This window comes from Streptomyces davaonensis JCM 4913, assembly GCF_000349325.1.
GTDB classification, from domain to species: Bacteria; Actinomycetota; Actinomycetes; order Streptomycetales; family Streptomycetaceae; genus Streptomyces; species Streptomyces davaonensis.
This window is the reverse complement of the sequence record NC_020504.1, coordinates 2,634,653-2,660,311: the sequence shown is the minus strand read 5'-3', so window position 1 is coordinate 2,660,311 and position 25,659 is coordinate 2,634,653. Positions and strand designations below refer to the sequence as shown.

Here is a 25,659-nt window from a genome sequence, read left to right as displayed (position 1 = left end):
TAGAGCGCTCACCGCTCCGCGCGGGCGGCCCCGATCAGCTCGGACACCTTCACGAACCGGTATCCCTGGCGCCGCAGCTCGGGGACGATCGTGCGGACGGCGCGTTCGGTGGCCGGGGCGGCGCTGCGGGTGCAGTGCATGACGACGACCGACCCCGGCCGCACCCCGTCCAGCACCTGCCGGGCCACGGCGTCGGCGTCGGTGGCGAAGGCGTCCCCGCTCACCACGTCCCACTGCACGGCGGTGACCCCGGCCGGGGTCAGGGCCTTGAGCGCGGCGCGGTCGTAGCAGCCGCCGGGGAACCGGAAGTACGGCATGGCGCCCGGCACACCGGCCTTGCGGAAGGCGTCGTACGCCCGCTCGACGTCGCCGCGCATCCGTTCCTCGGACAGGGTGGGCAGCCCGTAGCAGTCCCCGGTGAAGGCGTGGTGGCTGTAGGAGTGGTTGGCGACCTCGAAGAGCGGATCCCGTCCGATGCCGCGTGCCTGCACGGGGTACTCCTCGGCCCATCGCCCCGTCATGAACACGGTCGCCGGGACCTTCAGCGCCCGCAGCGTCGCGATGAGCCGCGGATTGTCGAACCGTTCCCCATTGGTCGCCCGAGCCCCCTGATCGGCGGTCATATCGGCGTCGAAGGTGAGCGCGACGACCTTCTCCGACGACCGGGGCCCGTTCTCGAAGACGGGCGTCAGCCCGGCGGGCCCCGGCGCCAGCGTCGGCGGCCGGGAGGGAGCTGCGGAGGCCGCCGCCGGTGCGGGGCGGGCGGCTCGGGGAGCCTCGGCCTCGGGGGAGGCGCAGGCGGAGAGGGCGGTGGCCAGGGCGCAGGCGGCGGTGACTTGTCGTACTCGAATGATCACCGAATGAACATAACGGGACTAATCGGACAAGCTCCGGATTGCCGCCCGCGCCCCGGCGCGCGTCACCTACGCCAGGGGCCCTGCACCGCGAAGGTCGTTCCGGGGGTGTAGCAGTTGACGTACATCGTGCGGCCGTCGGGGGAGAAGGTGACGCCGGCGAACTCGCCCCACTCGGGGGCTTCCGGGGTGCCGCCCGCCGCGGTAGCGGCTGATGTGAGGGCCTGGGCGTTGCGGGCCATCGCGTAGACCTCGCCGTGGCGGGTGACGCCGTAGACGTGCTGGGCTCCGCTGCCGTCCTCGCAGACCATGAGGCCGCCCGACGGGGCCAGGCAGATGTTGTCGGGGGATTCGCCGGGGAGCTGGATGTCGGTGTCGGGGCCGAAGACGATCACCAGGGTGAGGCGGCGGTGGGTGGGGTCGTAGCGCCAGATCTGGCCGTAGTGGTCGGCCGCCGAGCCCTCCGCGCTGCGGGCGTAGGAGGAGACGAAGTAGACCGAGCGGCCGCCCCAGTAGCAGCCCTCCAGCTTCTGGGCGTGGGTGATGCCCTTGCGGCCGAAGTCCTGGTGGCGGATGGGGGTTTCGGCGGCCAGCGGGTCCGGTACGTCGACCCAGTCGACGCGGTCGAAGGTCGTACCGGGCTCCTGGATCGACGACAGGTCCGGTACGCCCGGCACCCGCATCGCCTGGAGGCGGCCGCCCGCGCGCAGGGAACCGGCGCCGCCGTGGGGGTGGGTGGGCAGGAAGCGGTAGAAGAGGCCGAAGGGTTTCTGGAAGGCGTCCTCGGTCTCGTAGACGATGCCGGTTCTCGGGTCCACCGCCACCGCCTCGTGCTGGAAGCGGCCCATCGCCGTCAGCGGGACCGCGCCGCTGCGGTGCGGGTCGGCCGGGTCGACCTCGAAGATGAAGCCGTGGTCCTTGGTGTAGCCGTTGGTGCCCGCTCTGTCCTCGGTCTCCTCGCAGGTCAGCCAGGTGCCCCAAGGGGTGGGCCCGCCCGCGCAGTTGACGGCCGTACCGGCGATGGCGACCCGTTCGGCCAGGACCTCGCCGTGCACGTCCAGCGTGAGGGCCGTACAACCGCCCTTGCCCTGCGGGTCGTACGTCAGGCCCTCGACCGTCGGGACGGGGAGTTTCGCGGTGTTGCGGTTCTCGTGGTTGCGGACCAGGTGGACACGGCCGCGGCGGCCGGGCAGGGCCGTCATGCCGTCGTGGTTGGAGGGCACCTTGCCCTCGCCGGAGCGGAGCTGATCGCCCTCGCGGGAGAGCACGCGGTAGCGGAAGCCCTCCGGCAGGTCGAGGAGACCGTTCGGGTCGGGGACGAGGGGGCCGTAACCCGTGTGGCCCATGGTCTGCGCGGCGGCGGTGCCCGCGAAGAGTTCGGTCAGGTTTCCGGCGAAGGCGATCGAGACGCCCAAGGCGCCGGTGCGGGCGAGGAGTTGACGGCGGCTCTGAGTGCCGTGGTCGGACATGCTGGAACCTTCCTGCTGGCGGACAGGACTGTGTCGACGCCGTGTCTATCATCTGGTTCCGGCCAGGTGAACCACGCGCGTAGAGCGTGTTCACTTTCCGTCGCGGCGCTCCGGCAGCGGCTGTTGGGCCTTTTCCAGGAATCGCAGCAGCTCCACCGGGAACGGCAGCACCAGCGTGGAGTTCTTCTCGGCGGCCACCGCCACGACCGTCTGGAGCAGGCGGAGCTGGAGTGCGGCGGGGGTGTCCTCCATCTGCTGGGCCGCCTCGGCCAGCTTCTTCGAGGCCTGGAGTTCGGCGTCCGCGTTGATGATCCGGGCCCGCCGCTCCCGGTCGGCCTCCGCCTGGCGGGCCATCGAGCGCTTCATGGTGTCCGGCAGGGAGACGTCCTTGATCTCCACGCGGTCGACGCCCACGCCCCAGCCGACCGCGGGACTGTCGATCATCAGCTCCAGGCCCTGGTTGAGCTTCTCCCGGTTGGAGAGCAGATCGTCCAGGTCGCTCTTGCCGATGATCGAGCGCAGCGAGGTCTGGGCCATCTGCGAGACCGCGAACCGGTAGTCCTCGACGTTCACGACCGCCGACGGCGCGTCCACGACCCTGAAGTAGACGACCGCGTCCACCCGCACCGTGACGTTGTCCCGGGTGATGCCCTCCTGGGCCGGCACCGGCATCGTCACGATCTGCATGTTGACCCGGCGCAGCCGGTCCACGCCCGGCACGATCACGGCGAGCCCCGGCTGGCGCACGGCGCCGCGCAGTCGCCCGAGCCGGAAGACGACCCCGCGCTCGTACTGCTTGACGACCCGTGCCGCGGCGGCGAAGTAGACCAGCCCGGCGGCGCCGGCGGCAGCGGCCACGGCGAGCAGCTCCTCGACCATGACGACCTCCCTGTCAGAGGTCCGGTATATCCGCTTACTAGACGATATGCCCAGGTTTGCGGTACGGATACGCCTCGGCCCTGCCTCGTCCGGCTCAGGCGGCTTCGACGAGCGGCTTCGCGTCCCGGGCCAGTGCGGTGAGGCGGGAGATCGCCCGGAAGTACTTCTTGCGGTAGCCGCCCTTCAGCATCTCCTCGCTGAACAGCCGGTCGAAGGGCAGCCCCGAGGCCAGCACCGGCACTTCACGGTCGTAGAGCCGGTCCGCGAGGACGACGAGCCTGAGGGCCGTGGACTGGTCCGGAATCGGCTGTACGTCGGTCAGGCACACGGCCTTCACGCCGTCGGTCAGCGCGCCGTACCGGCTGGGGTGGACCCTGGCCAGGTGCTCCAGCAGATGCGGGAAGTCGTCGAGGGAGGCGCCCTCGGTGGCGTACGCCGCCTTCGTCACCTGCTCGTCGGAGTACGGCGCCGGCGCCTCGGGCAGACCGCGGTGGCGGTAGTCCTCGCCGTCGATGCGCAGGGGGCGGAAGTGCGCCGACAGGCCCTGGATCTCGCGCAGGAAGTCCGCCGCCGCGAAGCGGCCCTCGCCGAGCTTGCCGGGGAGGGTGTTGGAGGTGGCGGCGAGCGCGACCCCGGCGTCGACGAGCTTGCCGAGCAGGGTGGAGACGAGGACCGTGTCGCCCGGGTCGTCCAGCTCGAACTCGTCGATGCAGAGCAGCCGGTGGCCGGAGAGGGTCTGCACCGTCTTCTGGAAGCCCAGGGCGCCGACCAGGTTCGTCAGCTCCACGAAGGTGCCGAACGCCTTGAGGGAGGGCTCGGCCGGGGTGGCGTGCCAGAGGGAGGCCAGCAGGTGGGTCTTGCCGACGCCGTAGCCGCCGTCCAGGTAGACGCCCAGGGGGCCGGGCGGGGTCTTCGGGGCCTTGGGCCTGCCGAGGCCGAAGAAGCCGCGCTTGGGGGAGCCGCCGATCGCGTGCGCTCCGCCGAGGCCCGCCGCGAAGGTCTCCAGGGCCTGGACCGCCTCCGTCTGGCTGGGCTGGTTCGGGTCCGGGAGGTAGGTGCTGAAGCGGACCGAGTCGAAGCGGGGCGGCGGGACCATCTCGGCCACCAGACGGTCCGCGGGGACGTGCGGCTCGCGGGAGCAGAGGGAGACGGGGGCCGCTTCGGCTATGGGGGCTTCGCCGGCGGTGGGGGAGCCGGGGGTGGAGGCGCCGGCGGAGGGAGAGGAGGACACGTCTATCGATTTTAGGGGGTGGCCGGGAGGGCGCTCCGGCTCGGCCCCGCGCTCGTGAGGCCCGCCCCCGCGCCCCGTGGAACACTTCCGGCATGCGACACCTGTTCCCTGTGACCGATCAGACACTCGAATCCGGGACGGCGGACCGGGAGTGGAGTCTCGCCGAGCTGGCCGACGCCTACGCCTATCCCGACACCGCCGAGCCCTGGCTGCGCGCCAACATGGTGTCCACCCTCGACGGCGCCGCCCAGCACGACGGCAAGTCGCAGCCGATCTCCAGCGCCACCGACATGCGGATCTTCGGCACCCTGCGGGCGCTGGCGGACGTGGTGGTCGTCGGCGCGCAGACGGTACGGCAGGAGGGGTACCGGCCGGCCCGCGCGCGGGCGGAGTTCGCGGACCGCCGGGCGGCGGCCGGGCAGGGGCCCGCACCGGCCGTCGCGGTCGTCACGGCCAGCCTCGACCTGGACTTCTCCCTTCCGCTGTTCACCTCGCCGCTGGTGCCGACCGTGGTCCTGACCGGTGCCTCCGCCGCCCCGGGCCGGATCGCCGCGGCGGAGCGGGCTGGCGTCCGGGTGGTGCTCGCCGGGGACGGTGCCGGGGTCGAGCCGGAGCGGGTCGTCCAGGGGCTCGCCGGGCTGGGGTACCGGCGGCTGCTGACGGAGGGCGGGCCGACGCTGCTCGGGCAGTTCGTGGCGGCCGATGTGCTCGACGAGATCTGTCTGACCGTGTCCCCGATGCTCGCGGCCGGGGACGCACAGCGGATCGCCGGGGGGCCCTCGGTCGAGGTGCCCAGGAAATTCGCACTGGTGTCCCTGCTGGAGGAGGAGGGCTTCCTCTTCACCCGGTACGGGCGGGCCTGACGGGGGTCGCGGGCGCCTCGGGGTGACGGTTCGATCTTGTGATCCCGAGAACGGCGGAATGATCCGTTCCGTTTAGCTTCCGGCGGGCACACTAAAACTCGCAGTCCCCGTGCGACCACGGGGCAGGATGGTTTCCGCAGGGCCTTGCGCGGCCTTGCAGGAGAAGGGGCGCCTGGTGTTCAGAAGCGTATTGATGATCGAGAAGGCCCTGACGTCCGCGGACGTGGAGTTCGTCACCACGTTGCACGGGGACGAGGCGGTCTCCTTCCATGTGCTGCTCCAGCCGCGCGGTGACCAGGCCGATCGCCTGTTGCGGGCCATCGACGACGTGGCGCTGGGCGAGCTGGACGAGGCGGCACGGGAGGGCGACACCCCGGAAGGGGAGGAGGCGAAGGGGTTCGGCGAGCGGGCCCTGGAGGTCTCCCTCACGGCGTTGCGGGCGTCCGGAAGCGAGGCGGACGGGCGGCTGGTCGAGGACCACCCGCTGGACGCGCTCAGATCGCTGGTCTCCGAGACCGGCGCGGACGAGGTGATCGTGCTGACCGATCCGCACTATGTGGAGGAGTTCTTCCACCGCGACTGGGCCTCCCGGGCCCGGCACAAGGTGGGGGTACCGGTGCTGAAGCTGTTCTCGCACAGCAAGGCCTAGTGCCTCAGGGGTCCGGCGCACCCCATAGGCTGGGGGCGCGTTCATCGTCGTACCGGATCTTGGGAGATATGCACATGGCAGCCGGACTTCCCTCCGCCATGGACCGACCGCACTTCATCGGCATCGGCGGCGCCGGGATGTCTGGCATCGCGAAGATCCTGGCGCAGCGCGGGGCCGCCGTCGCGGGCAGTGATGCCAAGGAGTCCGCCACCGCCGAGGCCCTGCGGGCGCTCGGGGCGACCGTGCACATCGGGCACGCCGCCGGGCATCTCGCCGACGACGCGAGCTGTGTGGTCGTCTCCTCGGCGATCCGGGCCGACAACCCCGAGCTGGCCCGCGCCGCCGAGCTGGGCATTCCGGTGGTGCACCGGTCCGACGCGCTCGCCGCCCTGATGGACGGCCTGCGGCCGATCGCGGTGGCCGGTACGCACGGCAAGACCACCACCACCTCGATGCTGGCCGTGTCGCTGAGCGAGCTGGGCCTGAAGCCGTCGTACGCCATCGGCGGCGACCTGGACGCGCCCGGTTCCAACGCCCTGCACGGCGAGGGAGAGATCTTCGTCGCCGAGGCGGACGAATCGGACCGCAGCTTCCACAAGTACGCGCCCGAAGTCGCGATCGTCCTCAACGTGGAGCTCGACCACCACGCGAACTACGCCTCGATGGACGAGATCTACGAGTCCTTCGAGACCTTCGCGGGCAAGATCGTGCCCGGCGGCACGCTGGTGATCTCCGCCGACCACGAGGGCGCGCGCGAGCTGACGCGGCGCGTCGAGGGCGTGCGCGTGGTGACGTACGGCGAGGCGCCGGACGCCGATGTGCGGGTGCTGTCGGTGGTCGCGCAGGGACTGAAGAGCGAGGTGACCGTGGTCCTGGACGGCCAGGAGCTCACCTTCACGGTCTCCGTCCCCGGCCGCCACTACGCGCACAACGCCGTCGCCGCCCTCGCCGCGGGCGCGGCTCTCGGCGTCCCCGCCACCGAGCTGGCACCGGCGATCGCCGCCTACACCGGCGTCAAGCGCCGCCTCCAGCTCAAGGGCGAGGCCGCGGGCGTGCAGGTCATCGACTCCTACGCACACCACCCGACCGAGATGACGGCCGACCTGGAGGCCATGCGCGCCGCCGCCGGTGACGCCCGGATCCTGGTCGTCTTCCAGCCCCACCTCTTCTCCCGCACCCAGGAGCTGGGCAAGGAGATGGGCCAGTCCCTGGCCCTCGCGGACGCCTCCCTGGTCCTGGACATCTACCCGGCGCGCGAGGACCCGATCCCCGGCATCACCAGCGAACTGATCATCGAGGCGGCCCGGGCCGCGGGCGCGGACGTCACCCCGGTCCACGACAAGGCCGAGGTGGCCTCGGTCGTGGCGGGAATGGCGAAGCCCGGTGATCTCGTTCTCACCATGGGCGCGGGTGATGTGACGGACCTGGGCCCGCAGATCCTGGACCGTCTGTCCAAGTGAGGGGCTGAGACTCATGTCGTACGACGTCGACAAGCCGGACGAGCAGTGGCGCGCGGAACTGACCCCGGCCGAGTACGCCGTACTCCGGAAGGCCGGCACCGAACCCGCGTTCACCGGTGAGTACACCGACACCAAGACCGAGGGCGTCTACTCCTGCCGCGCCTGCGGCGCCGAACTGTTCACCTCGACCACCAAGTTCGAGTCCCACTGCGGCTGGCCGTCCTTCTACGACCCGAAGGACACCGACGCGGTGGAGCTGCTGTCGGACACCTCCCACGGCATGGTGCGCACCGAGGTGCGGTGCGCGCGGTGCGGATCGCACCTCGGTCATGTCTTCGAGGGCGAGGGCTATGCGACGCCCACCGATCAGCGGTACTGCATCAACAGCATCTCGCTGCGGCTGACGCCGGACGAGGGCTGATCCGACAGCGGTACGCCGTACGCCCCTCGGCTGCTCCCGGTCGCCCCCCGCAGAAGGGCCGAAACACGGTCAACCCGCTTGGCGGGGCGGGATACTTGAGGCTTCTCTCAGTTCGGGTGACCAGGGGAGCGGATCGGTGGACTCTGCCGTAGGAACGGGCCGTCGGGGTGGGCGGCATGCGGTCGTCGTGGGCGGGAGCCTCGCGGGGCTCCTGGCGGCGCATGCGCTCGCCGGACACGCCGACCGGGTGACCGTCGTCGAGCGCGACCGGTTCCCGGAGGGCGCCGAGCCGCGGTCCGGCGTACCGCAGGGCCGCCATCCCCACGTCCTGCTCCAGGGCGGGCAGGCGGCCATGGAGTCGCTGCTGCCGGGCTTCGTGGCGGAGCTGCGGGACGCGGGCGCGCCGTGGGTGGGCATGCCGTCGGACATGGTGCTGTGGCAGGACGGCCGCTGGTTCCGCCGGGTGTCCGCCTCCACGCACATCTACACCGGGTCCCGTGCGCAACTGGAAGGGCTGGTGCGGCGGCGGGTTCTGGCCAACCCGCTGATCGACGTGGTGGAGGGCACCGACGTCGTCGGGCTGCTCGGGGACGCCTCGCGGGTGCGGGGCGTGCTGGTGCGGGAGCGGTCCGGGGAGAAGCGTGCCGAACCCCGGGCCCTGGAGGCCGACTTGGTCGTCGACGCCACCGGCGCCGCCACCAAGGCCCCGCAGTGGCTCGCGGCGATCGGTGCCGCCGCCCCGCACGAGGAGAAGCTCGACACCGGGCTCGCGTACGCCTCCCGGATCTACCGCGGCCCCAGCGGTGTCCTCGACGGTGAGACCCTCGGCTACTACGTCTATCCCGGCCCCGCCCAGCCCCACGGCGGCGGCGCGCTGCCCCTGGAGGACGGCACCCATCTGGTGATCGTCTCGGGGCTGCGCGGTGACGAACCGCCCACGGGCGAAGAGGAGTTCGAGGCGTACCTCAAGCGGCTGGCCCATCCGCTCCTGGACCGCTGGATCAGCGAGGCCGAACCGCTCTCCACGCCGTTCGGCTACCGGCGCACCGCCAACGTCCGCCGCCGCTACGACCTGCCCGGCACCCCGGCGGGCTTCCTCGCCAGCGGCGACGCGCTCTGCACCTTCAACCCGATCTACGGCCAGGGCATGGCCGTGGCCGCGATGAGCGCGGTCGCCCTGCGTGACACGCTCGCCGACCCGCGCCGTACGCCCACCACGCGGCGTGTGCAGCAGGCATTGCTCGCGGCGTCCCGGCAGGCGTGGGACATCTCCGCCGGGGCGGATCGCGGGATGCCCGGCGTGATGGGCAACGCCCTCGACGGCGGCCCCGCGGACCGGGTCGCGGGCTGGTATCTGCGCCGGGTCCAGGAGCGCGCACCCGGTGACCCGGTCGTGGGCCGTGCCTTCCGTGCCGTACTGACCCTCTCCGAGCCTGTCGCCGCGCTGTTCGCGCCGCCCGTGGCCCGGGCCGTCCTCTTCACCCGCCCGGCGCCGACCCCCGTGGAGCCGCCGGAGTCACAGGAGGAACCGGTCTAGACCTTTTCAAGGGTGTCGGGCATGATCAGGGCATGGAGAGAGCGCATCTGCCGACCACCGAGTCCGCTGTCGTGGCGATTCGTGACCTCGCGATGGAGTTCGGGGTGAGCATGTCGGTCACCGACGACATCGGTGCGGACCAGACCTCGCGCCGCACGTCCGCCGAGCTGTTCACCGTGTTCGACCCCGACGGCTCGCTGCCGCACGAGGCCTTCGTGGAGCTTGCCGGGTCGCCGTCCGTGAGCGTCCGGCTCTTCCCCGAGGACGATGCGCGGATCACCGTCGACGGGGTGGAGTTCCACGACGTACCGCGGGACTCCGTACCCGGGTTCCTCAGATCCGTCTACGGCGGGCTCGCCCGGACCAAGGGGCGGCTGTTTCCGCCCGGCCAGTGGCTCATCGTGCCGCTCCCGGGGGACGAGACGTACAAGGAGCTGATCGTGGACGCCAACCTCACACCGTGGCTGGCGCGTAGCGCGCGATGAGGTCGTCCAGGTAGGCCGGGCCGAAGCCGAAGTGCGCGGCCTCCGGGACGTGGGCCCGCATCCGGCGGGTGGAGATGCGCAGGGACTCGGGCGGCACCTCGTGCGGGACCCGGTGCGCCCGCTGTCCCAGGGCCGCCTCGACCGCTGTGACGATCTCCTCCGCGGAGTGGGAGATCCCCGAGGCCACATTGACCGTACGGCCGTGGACTCCGCGCTCCAGCAGCCGGTTCAGCACCGTCCCGAAGTGCCGTACGTCCAGCAGGTCCCGGCGCGCCCCCTGGTGGACGGTGACCGTGCCCGAGCGGATCTGGCGGACCAGCGACGGGATGAGCTGGGCCGGGTTCTGGTCCGGGCCGACCAGATGGCTCAGGCGCAGCACCAGCGCGGCGGCGCCGGAGGCGGTGACCAGCCGTTCCATCGCCAGCTTGTGGTGGCCGTACGGGGTCAGCGGGGTGATCCGCGCGCTCTCGTGGCCCTCGCCCTGTCTGCCGTAGAGGCCGGTGGCCGCCGTGGACAGGAGGACCAGCAGACGGCGCTGTTCGAGGCAGCGGCGGGCCGTGTCGGTCACCAGCCTCGCCTCGCGGGCGAATTGCTCCGGCGCGGTCTCCGAGGTTCTGGAGACGCCCGCGGCCAGCACGGTCACCCGGTGGTGCGGGAGGGGGTGGCGGCGCAGATGGCGGGCGATGAAACCGTCGCCGATGACTTCGGCGGTCATGCGGGAGCGAGGCGTCGCAGGACGGCGTCGGCCGCGGTGCGCGCGCCGCCCGCGCGGCGGATCTCCTCGCGCATCGCGGTCACCCGCCCGCGTACCCCTTCGTGCGCGTGCAGTCGCAGTGCCGTGCTGCGCAGGGCCGCGGAGGTGACCGAGCGGAAGGGGATCGCCGTGCCCAGGCCCAGCTCACGAACTCGCTGTGCGGTACTGGTCTGTTCGGGCAGCCGGGGGACCACCAGGGACGGCACGCCGTGCTGGAGGGCCTCCATCGTGGTGGCCATGCCTCCGTGGTGGATGGCGAGGGCGGCGTGGCGCAGCACCGCCCGGTTCGGCACCCAGGAACGGGCCTCCACGTTGGCGGGGAGCGGAGGCAGGACGCAGCGGTCGCCGGTCGCCATCACCACGTGCCAGGGAAGGCCGGCGAACGCCTCGGCGACCGTCGCGAAGAACTCCGGGTGGGCGTGGTCGATCGAGCCCAGGGAGACCAGGACGACGGCGGTGTCGGTGTCCGGTGGGGTCCAGTCCGCCGGTTCGGGGGCCGGGGTCGGGCCGACGAAGGCGTACTCCTCGCCGAAGGAGTCGCCGTCCGGCTGGAACGAGCGGGGGATCAGGACCAGCCCGCCCGACAGCGCCGTGTTCAAGTGGTCCCGCGCTGTGGCCGGTACGCCCTCCTGGGCCAGGAACTCCTCCAGCCGGGAAAGGAATTCGGGGGCCATCGGGTTCGCGGTGGGCGTTCCCGGCGGGGTCAGCGACCAGTGGCGGGGTGCCGCCAGATACGTCCAGACCTGCATCGACGGGATGTCCCACCGGGCGGCGAGGACGCTGCCCGCGCCGGCCGGGTCCTCGGTGAGGACCAGGTCGGGGCGGTTCCGCGCGAAGGCCGCCGCCAGTTGGGGCAGCGTGGCGCGGGCGTCGTCGAGGTAGAGGAGCGGCAGCCGCCGGATGTCCCTGGGCCAGTCGGCCGGGTCGGCGGGGAGCGAGGAGCGGACCGGCACGGGAGTGGCGCCCGCGGACTCCACCAGGGGCGCGAACCGTTCGGTCGTGGCGTAACTGACCTGTACACCGCGCCGGACGAGTTCGGACACGGTGCCCAGCAGCGGGCTGATGTGGCTGTACGCGGCGGCCGTGCAGACCGCCACGTGCCGGGCCGCCGCCCCCGGTTCAGCGGGCGCCGGCACCGTTCACCGCCTCCCGTCGGGTGCGGAGGTCCTCCAGGGTCCTGAGCAGGTTCGGGAGGGTGTCCGGCTGATTGCCGTCATGGCGCCCCGTCGTCATGCTCAGTCCCATGACCGGCGGACGCAGCACGACATTGGCGCGCCGCTCCAGCCGCTCCCGGTGGTCCGTCATCGCGGCGCTCTCCCAGCCGCCCGGGGGCAGCGCGGCGGCCAGGGCGATCGGCGCCTCGGTGCATTGCAGCGCCATCGTCACCGGGGTGTCGGCGAGGCCCTGGGCGAGGCGGGCGATGAAGTGCAGGCCCGCCGGATAAACGGCTATTCCGTCGGGCCAGCTCGCCAGTTCCACATGGAGTTTCCGCGTCTGCGGCTCCTCGGACCAGGAATCCTCGAAGACCAGCCGATTGGTGAGAACCGAAAGGCCCTCCCGGGTCACGAAACGCTGCGCGGAACGCGTGAGCACGATGCGCAATTCCACCTGCGGGTAACTGACCTGGAACCAGTTGACCCACAGCGGAAGAAAAGCGGCATTCGATGATCCGGTGCCGACCAGGAGAAGGCGTTTCACCCCGAGGGGAGGAATCGGGATGGGCGGCATTCCCCAGTTCTCTTCACTTGTCATCGCGTACTCCGACCTCCTGGGCGACAGGGTCCAGCCGTCCCCCGGGAGGCGGGGCCTCCCGGGGGACGTGTATCAGACCGATACTCAGCAACCGCACCAGGAGCAGCAGCAGGCGCACAGGATGGCCTGCGCCTCGTTCTCGTCCGCCTCAACGGTGAGGAGCTCGTCCTCGGTCAGGGCGTCCAGCTCCAGCAGGTCATCGGCCAGCAGGTCGGCGACGGGCATGGTGCCTCCTTCGACAATGGATATTCCGACGGATGGGGATTGCATCCGCGAGCCGCCCGAGGTCCGGACGGCGGTCGCCATGCTGTCCGGGGAGCATCCCGAATTCTTCCGCCGCCCCGCTGGTTTCTGGCTCCCCGCGCGAGTAGGAAGCCGGCCGGCCGTCTCCCACCCCGGTGCGAGACGCGGACTCACCTTCCGGTCAATACGGCGACCGAACACGCCCGCGCATACCGAACGGGCAGAATCCTTTGCTACGTTGCCGGTCCGATGACAGTTCTGCCCGCCCGGAAACACAGGTGGTTCGATGTCCCATATCGCCTTCTTCAACATTCCTGGAACCGGTCACGTCAATCCGACGGCGGGAATCGTCGCGGAACTCGTGGCGCGCGGCCATCGCGTCAGCTACGCGGTGACCGCACGCCAGGGCGCGGAGGTCGAGGAGGCCGGCGCCACGCTGGTGCCGTACGAGTCGACCATGCGGCAGACCCGGAACGCGATGAACGACCTGGAGAGCGTCGACCGGTTCACCACGGGCGACTTCGTGCAGGTGCTGCGCGGCCTGGTACGGGAGACCGAGGCGGTGTACCCGAGGCTCGCCGAGGCGTTCGACGGTGACCGTCCGGACGTGCTGGTCCACGACGGGCTGTCCGGCTGGACCGGCCGCCTGCTCGCGCACAGTTGGGGGATACCCGCCGTGCGCAGCATCCCCACGCTGGCCGCGAACGAGCACTGGTCGCTCGGTACGGACGGGGAGTACGCGAGCTTCGAGCCGGAGCACGCCGGACTCAACGCCGTGTACGGGGAGATCGCCACCATGCTGGCCGGGCTCGGAGTGGGCCTGAGCGCCCAGGAGTTCTTCGGGGGCAGCGAGTCCGGTCCGGCGCTGGTGTTCCTCCCGCGTGAGTTCCAGATCCGGGGCGAGACCTTCGGGGAGGACTTCCACTTCGTCGGACCGTGCTGGTCGGAGCGGCGGTTCGACGGTGAGTGGAGTCGGGCGGGTGGTGAACGGCCCCTGGTCCTGGTGTCGTTGGGGACGATTCACAACGATGATGTGGGGTTCTTCCAGAAGTGTGTGGATGCCTTCGCAGGGTTGCCGTGGGATGTGGTGATGGCGGTGGGGGACCGGGTCGATCCCGCTCGGCTGTCGGGTGTTCCCGGGCATGTGGAGGTTCGTGCCCATGTGCCGCAGCTCCAAGTGCTGCGTGAGGCGGATCTGTTCGTGACGCACGCGGGGATGGGCAGTGTGATGGAGGCGCTGTCGTTCGGGGTGCCGATGGTGGCGATTCCGCAGATGAGTGAGCAGCGTGCGAACGCGGACCGGCTGGCGGAGCTGGGACTCGGGACGATGCTGCACCGGACCGAGGTGACGGCCGACGGTCTGCGGCAGGCGGCACGCACGGTGCTGTCCGACGGCTCCTTCGGCGGCCGGGTGCAGGACATGCGGCGTCACATCCAGCAGGCGGGCGGGGCCCCGGCCGCGGCCGATGTCGTCGAATCCCTGCTGGTGCGGTCCGAGGTGGCACGGTGAGCGGTCTCCGCCCGGCGCACATCGCGTTCTTCGCCCTGCCCGGACACGGCCATGTGAACCCGGCGCTCGGTGTCGCCGAGGAGCTGACCCGGCGCGGGCACCGGGTCAGCTTCGCCACGACCGGCAGGTTCGCTGCCGCCGTGGCCGGGACCGGCGCGGCACCCTTGCTCTACGAGTCCACCATGGACGGGCTGCCGGCCGACGACAGCGCAGAGGACCGCCCGGACCGGTTCGGCAGCGCCGATCTCGCGAAGGTGCTGCGCGATCTGCTGCGCGAGACCGTGGCCGTACTCGGGCCGCTGGACCGCGCGTTCGCCGCGGACCGGCCCGACCTGGTGGTCTACGACGACCCGTCCGGATGGGCGGCCCGGCTGGCCGCGGCACGACGGGGCATCACGGCACTGCCGTACCGGACCACCTTCGCGGCGAGCGCCGACTGGTCGCTGGCCAGTGACCGGACCGACGTCGATCCACTGCACCCGGAGATCATGCGGGTGTTCCACGGTGTGGCCAAGCTGCTGGACCGGGTGAAGGTCCCCCTCGGGCCCAAGGAGTTGATGACCGGCAGCGAGTCCGGTCCGGCGCTGGTGTTCCTCCCGCGTGAGTTCCAGTTCCACGGCGAGACCTTCGGCGACGATGTCCACTTCGTCGGGCCCTGCCTCGGACGGCGGGCGACGGACGGTGAGTGGAGTCGGGCGGGTGGTGAACGGCCCCTGGTCCTGGTGTCGTTGGGGACGATTCACAACGATGATGTGGGGTTCTTCCAGAAGTGTGTGGATGCCTTCGCAGGGTTGCCGTGGGATGTGGTGATGGCGGTGGGGGACCGGGTCGATCCCGCTCGGCTGTCGGGTGTTCCCGGGCATGTGGAGGTTCGTGCCCATGTGCCGCAGCTCCAAGTGCTGCGTGAGGCGAATCTGTTCGTGACGCACGCGGGGATGGGCAGTGTGATGGAGGCGCTGTCGTTCGGGGTGCCGATGGTGGCGATTCCGCAGATGAGTGAGCAGCGTGCGAACGCGGACCGGCTGGCGGAGCTGGGGCTCGGGGTGACGCTGCCTCGCGGCGAGATCACCGCTGAGATCTTGCGGGATGCGGCCGTCGGCGTGCTGGCCGAGCCCTCCCGCGCCCAGCGCGTCCAGGAGATGCGCGAGCACATCCGGCGGGCGGGCGGGGCTCCCGCCGCGGCCGACGTCGTCGAATCCCTCCTGGTGCGGGAAGCCCCGTGAGCCCGCCGACCGAGATCGACACGCCCTCCTTCCTCGCCGATCAGCACGGCTACTACGCCGGGCTGCGGGAGACCCCCGGCCCCCGGCTCGTCCGCAACCCGCAGGGCCTCGGCTACTGGCTGATCACCCGGCACGCCGACGCCAGGGCGGTGCTGCTCGACCCCCGGTTCTCCAAGGACCCCCGGCTCGCCGAACAGGCGCTGAGTGCCGCCGGGTACGGGGTCTTTGGCGCCGACAGCTTCTTCCTGCCCCTGGTCAACAGCGACCCTCCGGACCACACCCGGCTACGGCGGCTGGTCTCGGGGGCGTTCACCCCGCGCCGGGTGGAAGAGCTGAGGCCCCGGGTCGAGCGGCTCACCCATGAACTCCTCGACGCCGTCCCGGACGAGGATGGGGACGAGGAAGGCGTCGACCTGATGGCGGTGCTGGCCTTCCCGCTGCCGGTCCTGGTGATCAGCGAGCTGCTGGGTGTGCCGCACCGCAGCCGTGGCGCGCTGCTGACCTGGGCCACCCGGATGCTCACCGTCTCCGGCAACGGATCGGGACCCGCGGAGCGCACCCGCCGACTGCATCGCTGGTTCGCCTCCCTCGTGGCCGCGAAGCGCCCCCACGTCCGTAGGGATCTGGACCAGGACGAGCAACCCGACCTGCTCGCGGCCCTCGTGGTGGCGCACGACCAAGGACAGCGCCTCGACGACGAGGAACTCGTCGGCCTGCTGGTGCTGTTGCTCGTGGCCGGCCACGAGACGACGACGGGAATGATCGGCAACGCGGTCGACGCCCTGCTGCGCCATCCGGACCAGTTGGCGCTGCTGCGCGACCGCCCCGAGCTGCTGCCCTCGGCGGTGGACGAACTGCTGCGCTACGAAGCATCGTTGGCGCGCACCACGCTGCGGGTGGCACGGGAGGACGTGAAGGTCGCCGATACCGTCATCCCCGCGGGCAGCGTCGTCAGCGTGGCCCTCTCGGCCGCCAACCGGGACCCGGAGGTCTTCCCCGAGCCCGACCGGCTCGACATCACCCGGGCCCGCGGCCCCCATCTCTCCTTCGGCCACGGCATCCACTTCTGCCTGGGCGCGCCGCTCGCCCGGCTCCAGACGGAGACCGTCCTCGCCGTACTGCTCCACCGTTTCCCGGAGCTGGCCGCGGCCGATCCCGAGGCGCCCCAACTATGGCGTCCCGTCGGGGACATGCGTGGGCTGCTGACGCTGCCGGTGCGGTTGCGCCCCGCCTTCTGAATCCGACCGTTGTGCCGCATCCATCGAGGAGAACCCGTGCCCCCACCCCCTCTCGACGCCCCCGCGATCGAGGTGCGCGGCTTGCGCAAGGCGTTCGGGGCGACGCCCGCCCTGGGCGGAGTCGACCTCACCGTCGCCCCCGGAACCGTCTGCGGACTGCTCGGGCCCAATGGCGCGGGCAAGACCACGATGGTCCGGATCCTCGCCACCCTGTCGCTCCCGGACGGCGGAACCGCCCGCGTGGCAGGGCACGATGTCGTCGGGCACCCGGCCCGAGTGCGCGGGAGCATCGCGCTGACCGGGCAGTACGCCTCGGTGGACGAGGTGATCAGCGGCCGGGACAACCTGGAGATGTTCGCCCGCCTGTACCGGATGCGCGGAGCCGCCGTACGGCGACGGGCCGAGGAGCTGCTGGAGCGGTTCGGGCTGACGGACGCGGCACACCGGCCGGTGCGCACCTACTCCGGCGGTATGCGCCGGCGCCTCGACCTCGCGGTCGGACTGGTCGTCCCGCCTGTGGTGATGTTCCTCGACGAGCCCACGACCGGACTCGATCCCCAGAGCCGGGTCGGGCTCTGGGAGAGCGTACGGGAGCTGGTCCGGGCCGGGACGACCGTGCTGCTGACCACGCAGTACCTGGAGGAGGCCGACCAACTCGCCGACCGGATCGCCGTGTTGACGGATCCGGACGGAACCGGCGGCCAGGTCGTCGCCGAGGGGACCCCCTTCGAGCTGAAGTCCGCGCTCGGCGGCGAATCCATCGACCTCACCGTCCGCCACGCCGAACAGCTCGGCCGGGCCGCCGAGATCCTGACCCGCGAGGGCGGCCGGGCGGCCACCCTCGCCGACGATCCGCGCCGGGCGACCCTGGCCGTCGGCGCCGGAGGGCTGCCCGGTACGGCCGTACTCGCCGCCGTACTGGGCGAGTTGGACAACGCGGGGATCGCCGTGGAGGACCTCGCTCTGCGGCGCCCGACGCTGGACGAGGTGTTCCTCAACCTGATGAACCGGCCGAGCCGAGACCGGGAGATGGCATGAGCACACCCTTGCCGCCCAGCACGTGGCACACCTCCGAAGAGCCCCCGCTCTCCCGGCTGCGCTGGGCCGCCGGTGACGCGGCCACCGTCGCCCGGCGCTATCTGATCCATCTGCGCAGCGCCCCGGAGCGGGCCGCCATGGCGCTGGTGATCCCGCTGCTGTTCACCCTGCTCTTCGTCTATGTGCTGGGCAGCAACATGCGGCCGCCGGGCGGTGTCTCGTACGTCGACTTCCTGGTGCCGGGCATGCTGGCGCAGATGGCGGTGTTCGGCATCGCGGCGAGTGCGGCCGTCGTGGCGGAGGACAAGGAACGCGGGGTCACCGACCGCTTTCACGCCCTGCCCATGAGCCGTACGGGCGTGCCCGTCGGGCAGTCGCTGGCCGAGTGTCTGGGCGGGGTCATCACCCTGGTGGTGATGGCGGGCTGCGGGCTCCTGGTCGGCTGGCGTCCCACGGCGATGGCCGCCGGGCTCGCGCTGCTGCTCCTGGCCCGCTACGCCTTCAGCTGGCTGGGGATGTGGATCGGCCTCGTCCTGCCCTCGCGGTCGGCCACCGACCTGGTCGGCATGCTGATGTTCCCGCTCACCATGATCTCCAACATCTTCGTCCCCACCGAAGGGCTGCCCACGGGGCTGCGGCTGCTCGCGGACTGGAACCCGGTGAGCGCGGTGGTGTCGGCCGTACGGGAACTGTTCGGCAACCCCGTCGCCGTACCCGCCGACGCCGCGTGGCCGATCGCGCACCCGGTCGCCGCCACGCTCGGCTGGTCCCTGCTGCTGCTCGCGGTCTTCGGCCCGCTGACGGTCGCCGCGTTCCGCGCGCCGAGGCACTGAAGCGCCGAAGCCGAAAGGAGTCTCGTGAAAGCCCTCGTACTGGCGGGTGGTGCGGGCACGCGACTGCGTCCGATCACCCACACCTCCGCCAAACAACTCGTCCCCATCGCCAACAAGCCCGTGCTCTTCTACGGCCTCGAAGCCATCGCCGACGCCGGCATCAAGGACGTCGGAGTGATCGTCGGCGACACCGCCGAGGAGATCGAGCGGGCCGTCGGCGACGGCTGCGACTTCGGACTGCGGGTGACCTACCTTCCGCAGCCACGCCCGCTGGGGCTCGCCCACGCCGTGCTGATCGCCCGCGACTTCCTCGGCGACGACGACTTCCTGATGTATCTCGGCGACAACTTCATCGTCGGAGGCATCGGTTCGCTGCTCGACGAGTTCCGCACGCACCGGCCGGACGCCCAGCTCCTGCTCACCCGGGTGCCGAACCCCAGCGCCTACGGCGTCGCCACACTGTCCGCCGACGGACGTGTCACGGACCTGCGGGAGAAGCCGGAGCGGCCCGCCGGCGATCTGGCCATCGTCGGCGCCTATCTGTTCACCCCCGCCGTCCACGACGCCGTCCGCGCCATCGCCCCCTCCGAACGCGGCGAGCTGGAGATCACCGACGCGCTGCGCCTGATGCTCGCGCAGGGCCGGGACATCCGCCCGACCGTCATCACCGGGTACTGGAAGGACACCGGCACCGTCGCGGACATGCTGGAGGCCAACCGCAGTGTCCTGGAGGTGCTCGAACCCGCCGTCGAGGGCACCGTCAGCGCCGACAGCGAACTCGTCGGCCGGGTACGGGTGTGCGCGGGAGCGGTCGTGCGCGGTTCCCGGATCGTGGGCCCGGCGCTGATCGGCGCGGGCTCGGTCGTCGTCGACTCCTATGTGGGGCCGTCCACTTCGATCGCCGAGAACTGCCGGATCGAGGACAGCGAGATCGAGTTCTCCATCGTGCTGGGCGAGGCGACCATCACCGGAGTGCGCCGGATCGACGCCTCCCTCATCGGCTGTCACGTCCAGGTCGCGCCCGCGCCCCGGGTGCCCACCGCGCACCGGCTCGTGCTCGGGGACCACAGCACCGTGCGGATCGCCTCATGACCCACTACCTCGTCACCGGAGCGGCCGGGTTCATCGGCTCGCACTTCGTCCGCGACCTCCTCGGGCCCGACGGTCCCCCGGACGTCGAGGTCACCGTCCTCGACGCGCTGACCTACGCCGGGGACCCGGCCAACCTCGCGCCGGTCCTCGACGATCCACGACTGCGGTTCGTCCAGGGGGACATCACCGACGCCGCACTCGTCGGGAAGCTGCTGCCGCGCGGCTCGGTGGTGGTCAACTTCGCCGCCGAGAGCCATGTCGACCGTTCCATCGCCGCCGCCGAGGCCTTCGTGCGCACCAATGTGCTCGGCACCCAGATCCTGCTGGACGCGGCCCTCGCCGCCGGTGCCCGGTGCTTCCTCCAGGTGTCGACGGACGAGGTGTACGGCTCCATCGAGCAGGGCTCCTGGACCGAGGAGGCCCCCGTGAGGCCCAACTCCCCCTACGCCGCGACGAAGGCCGCCGCCGATCTGCTCGCCCTCTCCTACGCCCGCACCCACGGTCTGGACGTCCGGATCACCCGGTGCAGCAACAACTACGGACCGGGGCAGCACCCGGAGAAGCTGATCCCCCGCTTCGTCACCCTGCTGCTGGCCGGGCGGCCCGTGCCGCTGTACGGCGACGGCGGCAACATCCGGGACTGGCTGCATGTCTCCGACCACTGCCGGGCCGTCCGGCTGGTCCTGGAACGCGGCGCGCCCGGCGAGGTCTACAACATCGGCGGCGGCACCCAGCTCACCAACCGTGAGCTGACCGGGCGGCTCCTGGACGCCTGCGGAGCCGACTGGGACGCGGTGCGCCCGGTCGAGGACCGCAAGGGACACGATCGCCGCTACAGCGTCGACGACGGCAAGCTGCGGCGCCTCGGACACCGGCCCCGAGTCCCCTTCGAGCGGGGCCTGCCGGAGACCGTCGACTGGTACCGCCCGCTCACCGAACACCCCGCAAGAAGGAAGTGACCCGTGCGTGTCCTGTTCGCCGCCTTTCCCGTCGCGGCCCGTGCCTTCCCCGTGGCCCCGCTGGCCTGGGCGCTCCAGAACGCGGGCCACGAGGTGCGCGTCGCCACCCACCCGGACCTGGTGCGCCAGGTGACCGAGGCAGGGCTCGCGGCCGTCCCGGTGGGACAGGGCGAGGACCTCGCCGCGCTCACGGACCTCACCCGCAACCCCGCCCTGGCCGACCACCCCGGAGGCGGGCTGCACATCGGCACGGGGGAGTGCCCCGACTGGGGCGCCCGGTGGTATCGGACGACCCGCGCCTTCGCGGCCCTGCGACCGCTGCTGGAGGAACTGACCGGCACCGTCGTCCGCTGGCGCTCCGACCTGGTGCTGTGGGACCCGTTCTGTCTGCCGGCCGCCGTCGCCGCCCGGGTCGGCGGCGCCGCCCACGCCCGGCTGCTGTGGGGACGGGACAACATCGCCTGGCTGCGCGGGCGTTCCGCGCGCTACCAGGACCAGTCGCCGGACTTCCCCGAGCCGCTGGAGGAGACCATGCAGCAGCTCCTCGAACCCTACGGACTGCCCTACGCGGAGGAACTGGTCCTCGGCCAGTGGACCGTGGACCCGATGCCACCCGGGATACGCCTGTCCGCGCCGGGGGTCCGGTACGAGAACGTGCGCTGGGTGCCGTACGGCGGCGGTGGGACCGTCCCGGAGCGGTTGCGCGGCCGGCCGCTGCGGCCGAGGGTCTGGGCGGCGGGGGAGGGATTCACGGAAGCGCTCCGCGAGCTGGACATCGAGGTGGTCGGCACGTCTGACGCGGTCCCCTTGGTTCAGCTCCTGCCGAGCTGCTCCGCCGTCGTCCACCACGGAGGTGCCGAGGTGTTCGCGTCGGCCGCGGCGGCGGGCGTGCCCCAGCTGATCGTGCCGGAGCCGACGTGGGGCGAGGAGGCGGCGGCCGTACAGCTCGTCCGGAAGGGCGCCGGAGTCGCCCTCGACCGACGGGAGTCCGACCCGGAGTCGCTGCGGGCGGCCCTGCGGTCGGTACTCGAGGACTGCCGGGAGGGGGCGGCCGCCTGGCGCGAGGAGCTGGCCCGCCTTCCGGGGCCCGCGGAACTCGTCCCGGTGCTGGAGAAACTGACCAGCCATCACCAGCGGATCTGAGACCACGACCCCCACACCAGTGGGAGACCGGGCCCGCCCGCGTCCGTTCGGCGGAGGCAGGAATGCAGACTGCCGACGGACGACCGCGGCGGGGGCCCGCTGACACGATCGACCTCACGACTCGCCCGGGGCGCGCACGCCCGACCAGCAGAACGCGGAGTCCTCCACCATGCAGAGCACGATCGCGGCCATGCGTCCGCGGATGAGAACCGGCGTTTTCTTCACCCCCGCCCCCGAAGGGGACGGTGTGCTGCTGACCAAGGGCAGCGACATCGTCACCTTCCAGGGCGCCTCGACCTACGCGTGGCTGGAGAAGCTGTCCCCGCACCTGGACGGCAGACACAGCGTCGGCGACCTCACCGCGAGCATGCGGCCCGCGACCCGGCAGATGGTCGAGCGGCTGGTCGGCGCGCTGCACGAGGCCGGACTGGTCCGCGATGTCGGCGACGACGAGGAACACGCCCTGTCCGAGGGCGAGTTGGAGGCGTACGCCGCCGAGATCGCCTTCGTCGAGGCGTTCCGCTCCTCGCCGGCGCTGCGGTTCCAGCGGTACCGCCGGACGCGGCTGCTGGTCCTGGGATCGGGATCCGTGCTCGCCGCCGCGGTGGAGGGCGCGCTGCTCACCGGCGTGGCCCGGGTCTCGGCACGGCTCACGGGCAGCGAACCTCAGGTGCGGGCGCGGCTCGACGAACTCGCGGCCGAGGCCCGGCAGCGTGACGTGGAGCAGTCCCTGGACGCCGGGTCGCTGGACGCGGCCGAGCTGCAACGAGCGGTGGAGGCAGCCGACCTGGTGCTGTACGCGGCCGATCGCGTCGATCCCAGCCTGCTGTCGGCGGTCGATCTGGCCTGCGTGCGGCTCGGGCGGACGCTCATCCCCGTGACCCTCCTCGGCGAGGAGGCGTGGATCGGCCCGGTGTGCGCGGCGGACCGTCCGGCGGTGCGCTGGGGGAGTCTGTGGCGGCGGCTGGGCAGCCCGGCGGCGGACGCGCGGAGCGACTTCCTCACCGGACCCGTCCCGGGCATCGTCGCCAACCACCTGGTGTTCCGCGCCTTCGAGTCCGTCACCGGGGTCGCGGAGGAAGACGCGTCGTCGGCGGGTGTCGTCCGGGTCGACCTGGAGACACTTCAGACGTCCGTTCACCGGCTCCCCGCGGCTCCGGTCGCGTCGGACGAGGGCGAACTCGCCGAGCGGGTGAGCGCGTTGACCGACGAGCGGCTCGGTGTGCTGGGCCCGCCGACCGAGGCGCACTACGAGCAGTTCCCGCTGCGGGTCGTCCGGGTCGCCGTCGCCGACCCCGGGCGCCCCGGGGAGTCCTTCCCGGTCTGGGGTGCGGGGGCCGACTTCGCACAGGCCCAGGACGCCGTGCTGCGGCACGGGCTCGCCGCCCACGCCGTACGGCCGGGCGCGCTGCCGGCGGACGGCTCGGTGACCGGGTTCGCGCTGGCGGACGGCACGGCGAGGGACGTACCGGCGGATGAGGTGTTCGGGCAGCTGCCCGCCGGAACGGGCGCGGGGACGACACGGGCCGACGCCGTGGAGCGGGCGCTGCTGGACCATCTGAGGCGGGGGCCGTTCCTGTCGGCCGAGGCGCAGGGCACGGCGCTCGACGGGCTCCGACTCACTGCCGCCGCAGCCCGGTTCCGCGATCTGCTGCTGACCACCGGCGAGGAACTGTCGGCGTACACGCTCCGGGCTCCCGCCGGGGTCACCGCCTACCTCTTCCGCCTCGGCGACGAGGCGACCGGGCCGAGCGAGCGCGGGGTCGGCTTCACCCCCGCCGAGGCCGCCGAATCCGGCCTCGGGCGCCTGCTGCTGGCCCACCAGGCCCACACGCACGAGCAGAACGAGTACGCGCCCGCACCCGGGGTCTCCCTGTGGGCCCCGGGCGAGGCCGCCGACGGACAGCGGCACCGCGCGCTCGTCGAGGCCCTGCGCACCGACGGACTTGAACCCGTCGCCGTACCGCTGGACCAGGACCCGGCCGTCCACGCCGTACTGCCGCATCTCGTCCGGGTGGTGCTGCTCGATGCGTGAGCACCCGACCCGCCCGGTCGCCCTGCTCGGCGACGGCAAACTCCTCGACCGGGCCACCGCCGCCGCCCTGGCCCGCACCTTCCCGCTGGTACGGCCGGACCGCGGCGCGCTCGCCGACGCGCTCGGCTCCTGCGCGGCCGTCCTCGTCGCCTCGGACACCGCCGACACCACCGGCTACGGCGACCTCCGCAAGGCCGCGGAGGCGGCCGGCGTCCCCTGGATCCCGCTGCGCACCGAGGCGGACGCGATCCACGTCGGACCCGTGGTCGGGGACGCCTGCCCGACCTGCGCCGACTGGCGCCGCCGCCTCGCCCGCGACAAGGGGCAGCACCACGAGACGCTGCGCGCCCGCCACGGCACCGCCCTGGCCGTCCAGTTGTCGCCCCTGCGCACCCGGACGGCGGCGGCCGTGGCGGCCGAACTCGCCGTGGACCTCCTCGACGCGAGCCTGTCCGGCAGAGGTGTGCCCGAGGACGTCGCCGTGGGGCGCCGCCGCGACGACCGGTTCGTCCGCGTCGACCTGGCCTCGCTCGCCGTCAGCTCCCACCGCTATCTGCCGTACTCGCTCTGCGAGGACTGCGGCGGTCTGCCGCCCGACGGCCCCGAGGCGGCGCGGATCCTCCCGGCCGCCCGCCCGAAGCCCGCGCCCGATGTCTTCCGGGTGCAGAACGTCGTGGCGCGCGAGGGGGAGTTGTACGACATCTACGTGGACCGCGCGGCCGGTGTCGTGCCGTCCGTGGACGACGAGCGCGGCGGGCCGCTGCCCCGCGCGGTGGCCCCGCTCAGCTCTCTGCGCGGCAACAGCTCCCAGCACGGGTGGGGCCGTACGACCGACTACCGCACCTCCCGGATCACCGCCGTGCTGGAGGCGCTGGAGCGGTTCGGCGGGGAGCAGCCCCGGGGGCGGCGCACCACGGTCACCGCCAGCCGACGGGAACTCGGCGAACGCGCCCTGGACCCGCACCTCTTCGGGCTCTACCCCGATGACCGCTACGACCTGCCCGGCTTCCCCTACATCCGGTACCACGAGGATCTGGTGATGCCCTGGGTGTGGGGCTGGTCCTTCGCCCGCGCCGAGCCGGTGCTCGTCCCGGAGCGTTACGCCTACTACGCGGCGCACAGCCACGACGATCCGCGCTTCGTCTACGAGATCTCCAACGGCTGCGCCATGGGCGGCTGTCTGGAGGAGGCCGTCCTGTGCGGGCTGCTGGAGGTGGCCGAGCGGGACGCCTTCCTGATGACCTGGTACGGACGGATGCCGATCCCGCGCGTCGACCCGGGCTCCGCGCGGGACCGCTCGATCCCCATGATGATCGAGCATCTGCGCCATCGGACGGGGTACGAGGTCCAGCTCTACTCGGCCACCCTGGAACAGGGCGTCCCGTGCTTCTGGGCGGTCGGCCTGGACGCGCTCGGCGACCCGGGCAGACCACGGGTGCTGTGCGCGGGCGGCTCCGCCCTGCTGGCCGAAAAGGCCGTCGTCAACGTCCTGCACGAAATGGCGCATCTGCTGGAGCACGCCAAGATCTACGACGCGGCGGAGCGGGAGCGCGCCGGGCGCATGGTGCGCGACCCGTCCCAGGTGAAGGTGATGGGCGACCACTCCGTGCTCTACAGCCATGAGGACGCCTTCGACCGGTTCGAGTTCCTGCTGGGGGAGCGCGAGGCACGGCCGTTCGCGAGCTTCGAGGAGCAGTGGCGGTGGCCCGCGCACACCGATCTGCGGGCGGACCTGGAGGAGATGCTGCGCCGCTATCTGGACCGGGGCCTGGATGTCGTGGTCGTGGACCAGACGACCCCGGAACACCGGGCGGGCGGCTTCGCCTGCGTCAAGGTGATGGTGCCGGGGACCCTGCCGATGACGTTCGGGCATCAGAACCGGCGGGTCGACGGAATCCCGCGGCTGCTGAGGGTTCCGTACGAACTCGGCTACCGCGACCGTGAGTTGACGCCCGCGGACATCAACCCCCACCCCCACCCGTTCCCGTGAG

At 72.0% G+C, this 25,659-nt stretch carries 24 protein-coding genes; 16 read left to right on the top strand and 8 right to left on the bottom strand.

The annotated features are described in order from the left end of the window. Positions 1 to 8: 8 nt before the first annotated feature. The 4 genes from BN159_RS11540 to zapE all read right to left on the bottom strand — a co-directional run bounded on the left by BN159_RS11540 (position 9) and on the right by zapE (position 4,433). The gene (locus tag BN159_RS11540; RefSeq protein ID WP_015657146.1) at positions 9 to 857 is read right to left on the bottom strand and encodes a polysaccharide deacetylase family protein; all 849 of its coding nucleotides are present in this window, start codon (positions 855 to 857) and stop codon (positions 9 to 11) included. Between the two features lie 62 nt (positions 858 to 919). Next, entirely contained in the window at positions 920 to 2,323 is a 1,404-nt protein-coding gene (locus tag BN159_RS11535) for a PhoX family protein (RefSeq protein ID WP_015657145.1), read from the bottom strand. 90 nt (positions 2,324 to 2,413) lie between these two features. Beyond that, complete coding sequence (locus BN159_RS11530) at positions 2,414 to 3,202, bottom strand: slipin family protein (protein ID WP_015657144.1); 789 nt, start codon at positions 3,200 to 3,202, stop codon at positions 2,414 to 2,416. A 94-nt stretch (positions 3,203 to 3,296) separates the two neighbouring features. Beyond that, positions 3,297 to 4,433 carry a cell division protein ZapE gene (gene zapE, locus BN159_RS11525; protein ID WP_015657143.1) on the bottom strand — a complete coding sequence of 379 codons (1,137 nt, stop codon included), beginning with the start codon at positions 4,431 to 4,433 and terminating at the stop codon, positions 3,297 to 3,299. Positions 4,434 to 4,525: 92 nt separating this feature from the next. On the opposite strand from zapE, the gene BN159_RS11520 reads away from it, so the two are divergent. The 6 genes from BN159_RS11520 (at position 4,526) to BN159_RS11495 (ending at position 9,848) form a co-directional block, all read left to right on the top strand. Continuing rightward, positions 4,526 to 5,296: a pyrimidine reductase family protein gene (locus tag BN159_RS11520; protein WP_015657142.1), complete on the top strand. Its 771-nt coding sequence runs from the start codon at positions 4,526 to 4,528 to the stop codon at positions 5,294 to 5,296. 175 nt (positions 5,297 to 5,471) lie between these two features. Next, on the top strand, positions 5,472 to 5,945 hold the full coding sequence (locus tag BN159_RS11515; protein WP_193384277.1) for an indole-3-glycerol phosphate synthase: 474 nt from the start codon (positions 5,472 to 5,474) through the stop codon (positions 5,943 to 5,945). A gap of 74 nt (positions 5,946 to 6,019) precedes the next feature. After that, positions 6,020 to 7,405, top strand: a complete 1,386-nt coding sequence (murC, locus tag BN159_RS11510) for a UDP-N-acetylmuramate--L-alanine ligase (protein ID WP_015657140.1) — start codon at positions 6,020 to 6,022, stop codon at positions 7,403 to 7,405. Between the two features lie 13 nt (positions 7,406 to 7,418). Further along, positions 7,419 to 7,826: a peptide-methionine (R)-S-oxide reductase MsrB gene (gene msrB, locus BN159_RS11505; RefSeq protein ID WP_015657139.1), complete on the top strand. Its 408-nt coding sequence runs from the start codon at positions 7,419 to 7,421 to the stop codon at positions 7,824 to 7,826. Positions 7,827 to 8,013: 187 nt separating this feature from the next. Next, entirely contained in the window at positions 8,014 to 9,363 is a 1,350-nt protein-coding gene (locus BN159_RS11500; RefSeq protein ID WP_041819114.1) for an FAD-dependent oxidoreductase, read from the top strand. Positions 9,364 to 9,395: 32 nt separating this feature from the next. Continuing rightward, on the top strand, positions 9,396 to 9,848 hold the full coding sequence (locus tag BN159_RS11495; RefSeq protein ID WP_015657137.1) for a hypothetical protein: 453 nt from the start codon (positions 9,396 to 9,398) through the stop codon (positions 9,846 to 9,848). Here BN159_RS11495 and BN159_RS11490 read toward each other — a convergent pair. From BN159_RS11490 to BN159_RS45705, 4 genes are all read right to left on the bottom strand, one after another. Continuing rightward, positions 9,817 to 10,563, bottom strand: a complete 747-nt coding sequence (locus BN159_RS11490; RefSeq protein ID WP_015657136.1) for an NAD-dependent epimerase/dehydratase family protein — start codon at positions 10,561 to 10,563, stop codon at positions 9,817 to 9,819. The genes BN159_RS11495 and BN159_RS11490 overlap by 32 nt on opposite strands. Next, a complete protein-coding gene (locus BN159_RS11485) occupies positions 10,560 to 11,738 on the bottom strand; it encodes a macrolide family glycosyltransferase (RefSeq protein ID WP_015657135.1) in 1,179 nt (392 codons plus the stop codon). The genes BN159_RS11490 and BN159_RS11485 overlap by 4 nt, the downstream gene beginning before the upstream one ends. Beyond that, complete coding sequence (locus tag BN159_RS11480; RefSeq protein WP_015657134.1) at positions 11,722 to 12,354, bottom strand: flavoprotein; 633 nt, start codon at positions 12,352 to 12,354, stop codon at positions 11,722 to 11,724. Before BN159_RS11480 ends, BN159_RS11485 begins: the two co-directional genes overlap by 17 nt. Before the next feature lie 84 nt (positions 12,355 to 12,438). Beyond that, positions 12,439 to 12,579 (bottom strand): hypothetical protein, encoded by a 141-nt coding sequence (locus BN159_RS45705; protein ID WP_015657133.1) that lies wholly within the window; start codon positions 12,577 to 12,579, stop codon positions 12,439 to 12,441. Positions 12,580 to 12,883: 304 nt separating this feature from the next. On the opposite strand from BN159_RS45705, the gene BN159_RS11475 reads away from it, so the two are divergent. From BN159_RS11475 to BN159_RS11430, 10 genes are all read left to right on the top strand, one after another. Beyond that, entirely contained in the window at positions 12,884 to 14,107 is a 1,224-nt protein-coding gene (locus tag BN159_RS11475) for a macrolide family glycosyltransferase (RefSeq protein ID WP_015657132.1), read from the top strand. After that, positions 14,104 to 15,330 (top strand): macrolide family glycosyltransferase, encoded by a 1,227-nt coding sequence (locus BN159_RS11470; RefSeq protein ID WP_015657131.1) that lies wholly within the window; start codon positions 14,104 to 14,106, stop codon positions 15,328 to 15,330. Before BN159_RS11475 ends, BN159_RS11470 begins: the two co-directional genes overlap by 4 nt. Continuing rightward, positions 15,327 to 16,568 carry a cytochrome P450 family protein gene (locus BN159_RS11465; RefSeq protein WP_015657130.1) on the top strand — a complete coding sequence of 414 codons (1,242 nt, stop codon included), beginning with the start codon at positions 15,327 to 15,329 and terminating at the stop codon, positions 16,566 to 16,568. The genes BN159_RS11470 and BN159_RS11465 overlap by 4 nt, the downstream gene beginning before the upstream one ends. 36 nt (positions 16,569 to 16,604) lie before the next feature. Beyond that, the gene (locus tag BN159_RS11460; RefSeq protein WP_015657129.1) at positions 16,605 to 17,606 is read left to right on the top strand and encodes a daunorubicin resistance protein DrrA family ABC transporter ATP-binding protein; all 1,002 of its coding nucleotides are present in this window, start codon (positions 16,605 to 16,607) and stop codon (positions 17,604 to 17,606) included. After that, the gene (locus BN159_RS11455; RefSeq protein ID WP_015657128.1) at positions 17,603 to 18,439 is read left to right on the top strand and encodes an ABC transporter permease; all 837 of its coding nucleotides are present in this window, start codon (positions 17,603 to 17,605) and stop codon (positions 18,437 to 18,439) included. Before BN159_RS11460 ends, BN159_RS11455 begins: the two co-directional genes overlap by 4 nt. Before the next feature lie 24 nt (positions 18,440 to 18,463). Further along, complete coding sequence (locus BN159_RS11450; protein ID WP_015657127.1) at positions 18,464 to 19,531, top strand: glucose-1-phosphate thymidylyltransferase; 1,068 nt, start codon at positions 18,464 to 18,466, stop codon at positions 19,529 to 19,531. After that, entirely contained in the window at positions 19,528 to 20,490 is a 963-nt protein-coding gene (gene rfbB / locus BN159_RS11445; RefSeq protein ID WP_015657126.1) for a dTDP-glucose 4,6-dehydratase, read from the top strand. Before BN159_RS11450 ends, rfbB begins: the two co-directional genes overlap by 4 nt. Before the next feature lie 3 nt (positions 20,491 to 20,493). Continuing rightward, positions 20,494 to 21,633 (top strand): nucleotide disphospho-sugar-binding domain-containing protein, encoded by a 1,140-nt coding sequence (locus BN159_RS11440; protein ID WP_015657125.1) that lies wholly within the window; start codon positions 20,494 to 20,496, stop codon positions 21,631 to 21,633. 169 nt (positions 21,634 to 21,802) lie between these two features. After that, on the top strand, positions 21,803 to 23,668 hold the full coding sequence (locus tag BN159_RS11435) for a hypothetical protein (RefSeq protein WP_015657124.1): 1,866 nt from the start codon (positions 21,803 to 21,805) through the stop codon (positions 23,666 to 23,668). Continuing rightward, positions 23,661 to 25,658, top strand: a complete 1,998-nt coding sequence (locus BN159_RS11430; RefSeq protein WP_015657123.1) for a TOMM precursor leader peptide-binding protein — start codon at positions 23,661 to 23,663, stop codon at positions 25,656 to 25,658. The genes BN159_RS11435 and BN159_RS11430 overlap by 8 nt, the downstream gene beginning before the upstream one ends. The last annotated feature ends 1 nt before the right edge of the window (position 25,659 follow it).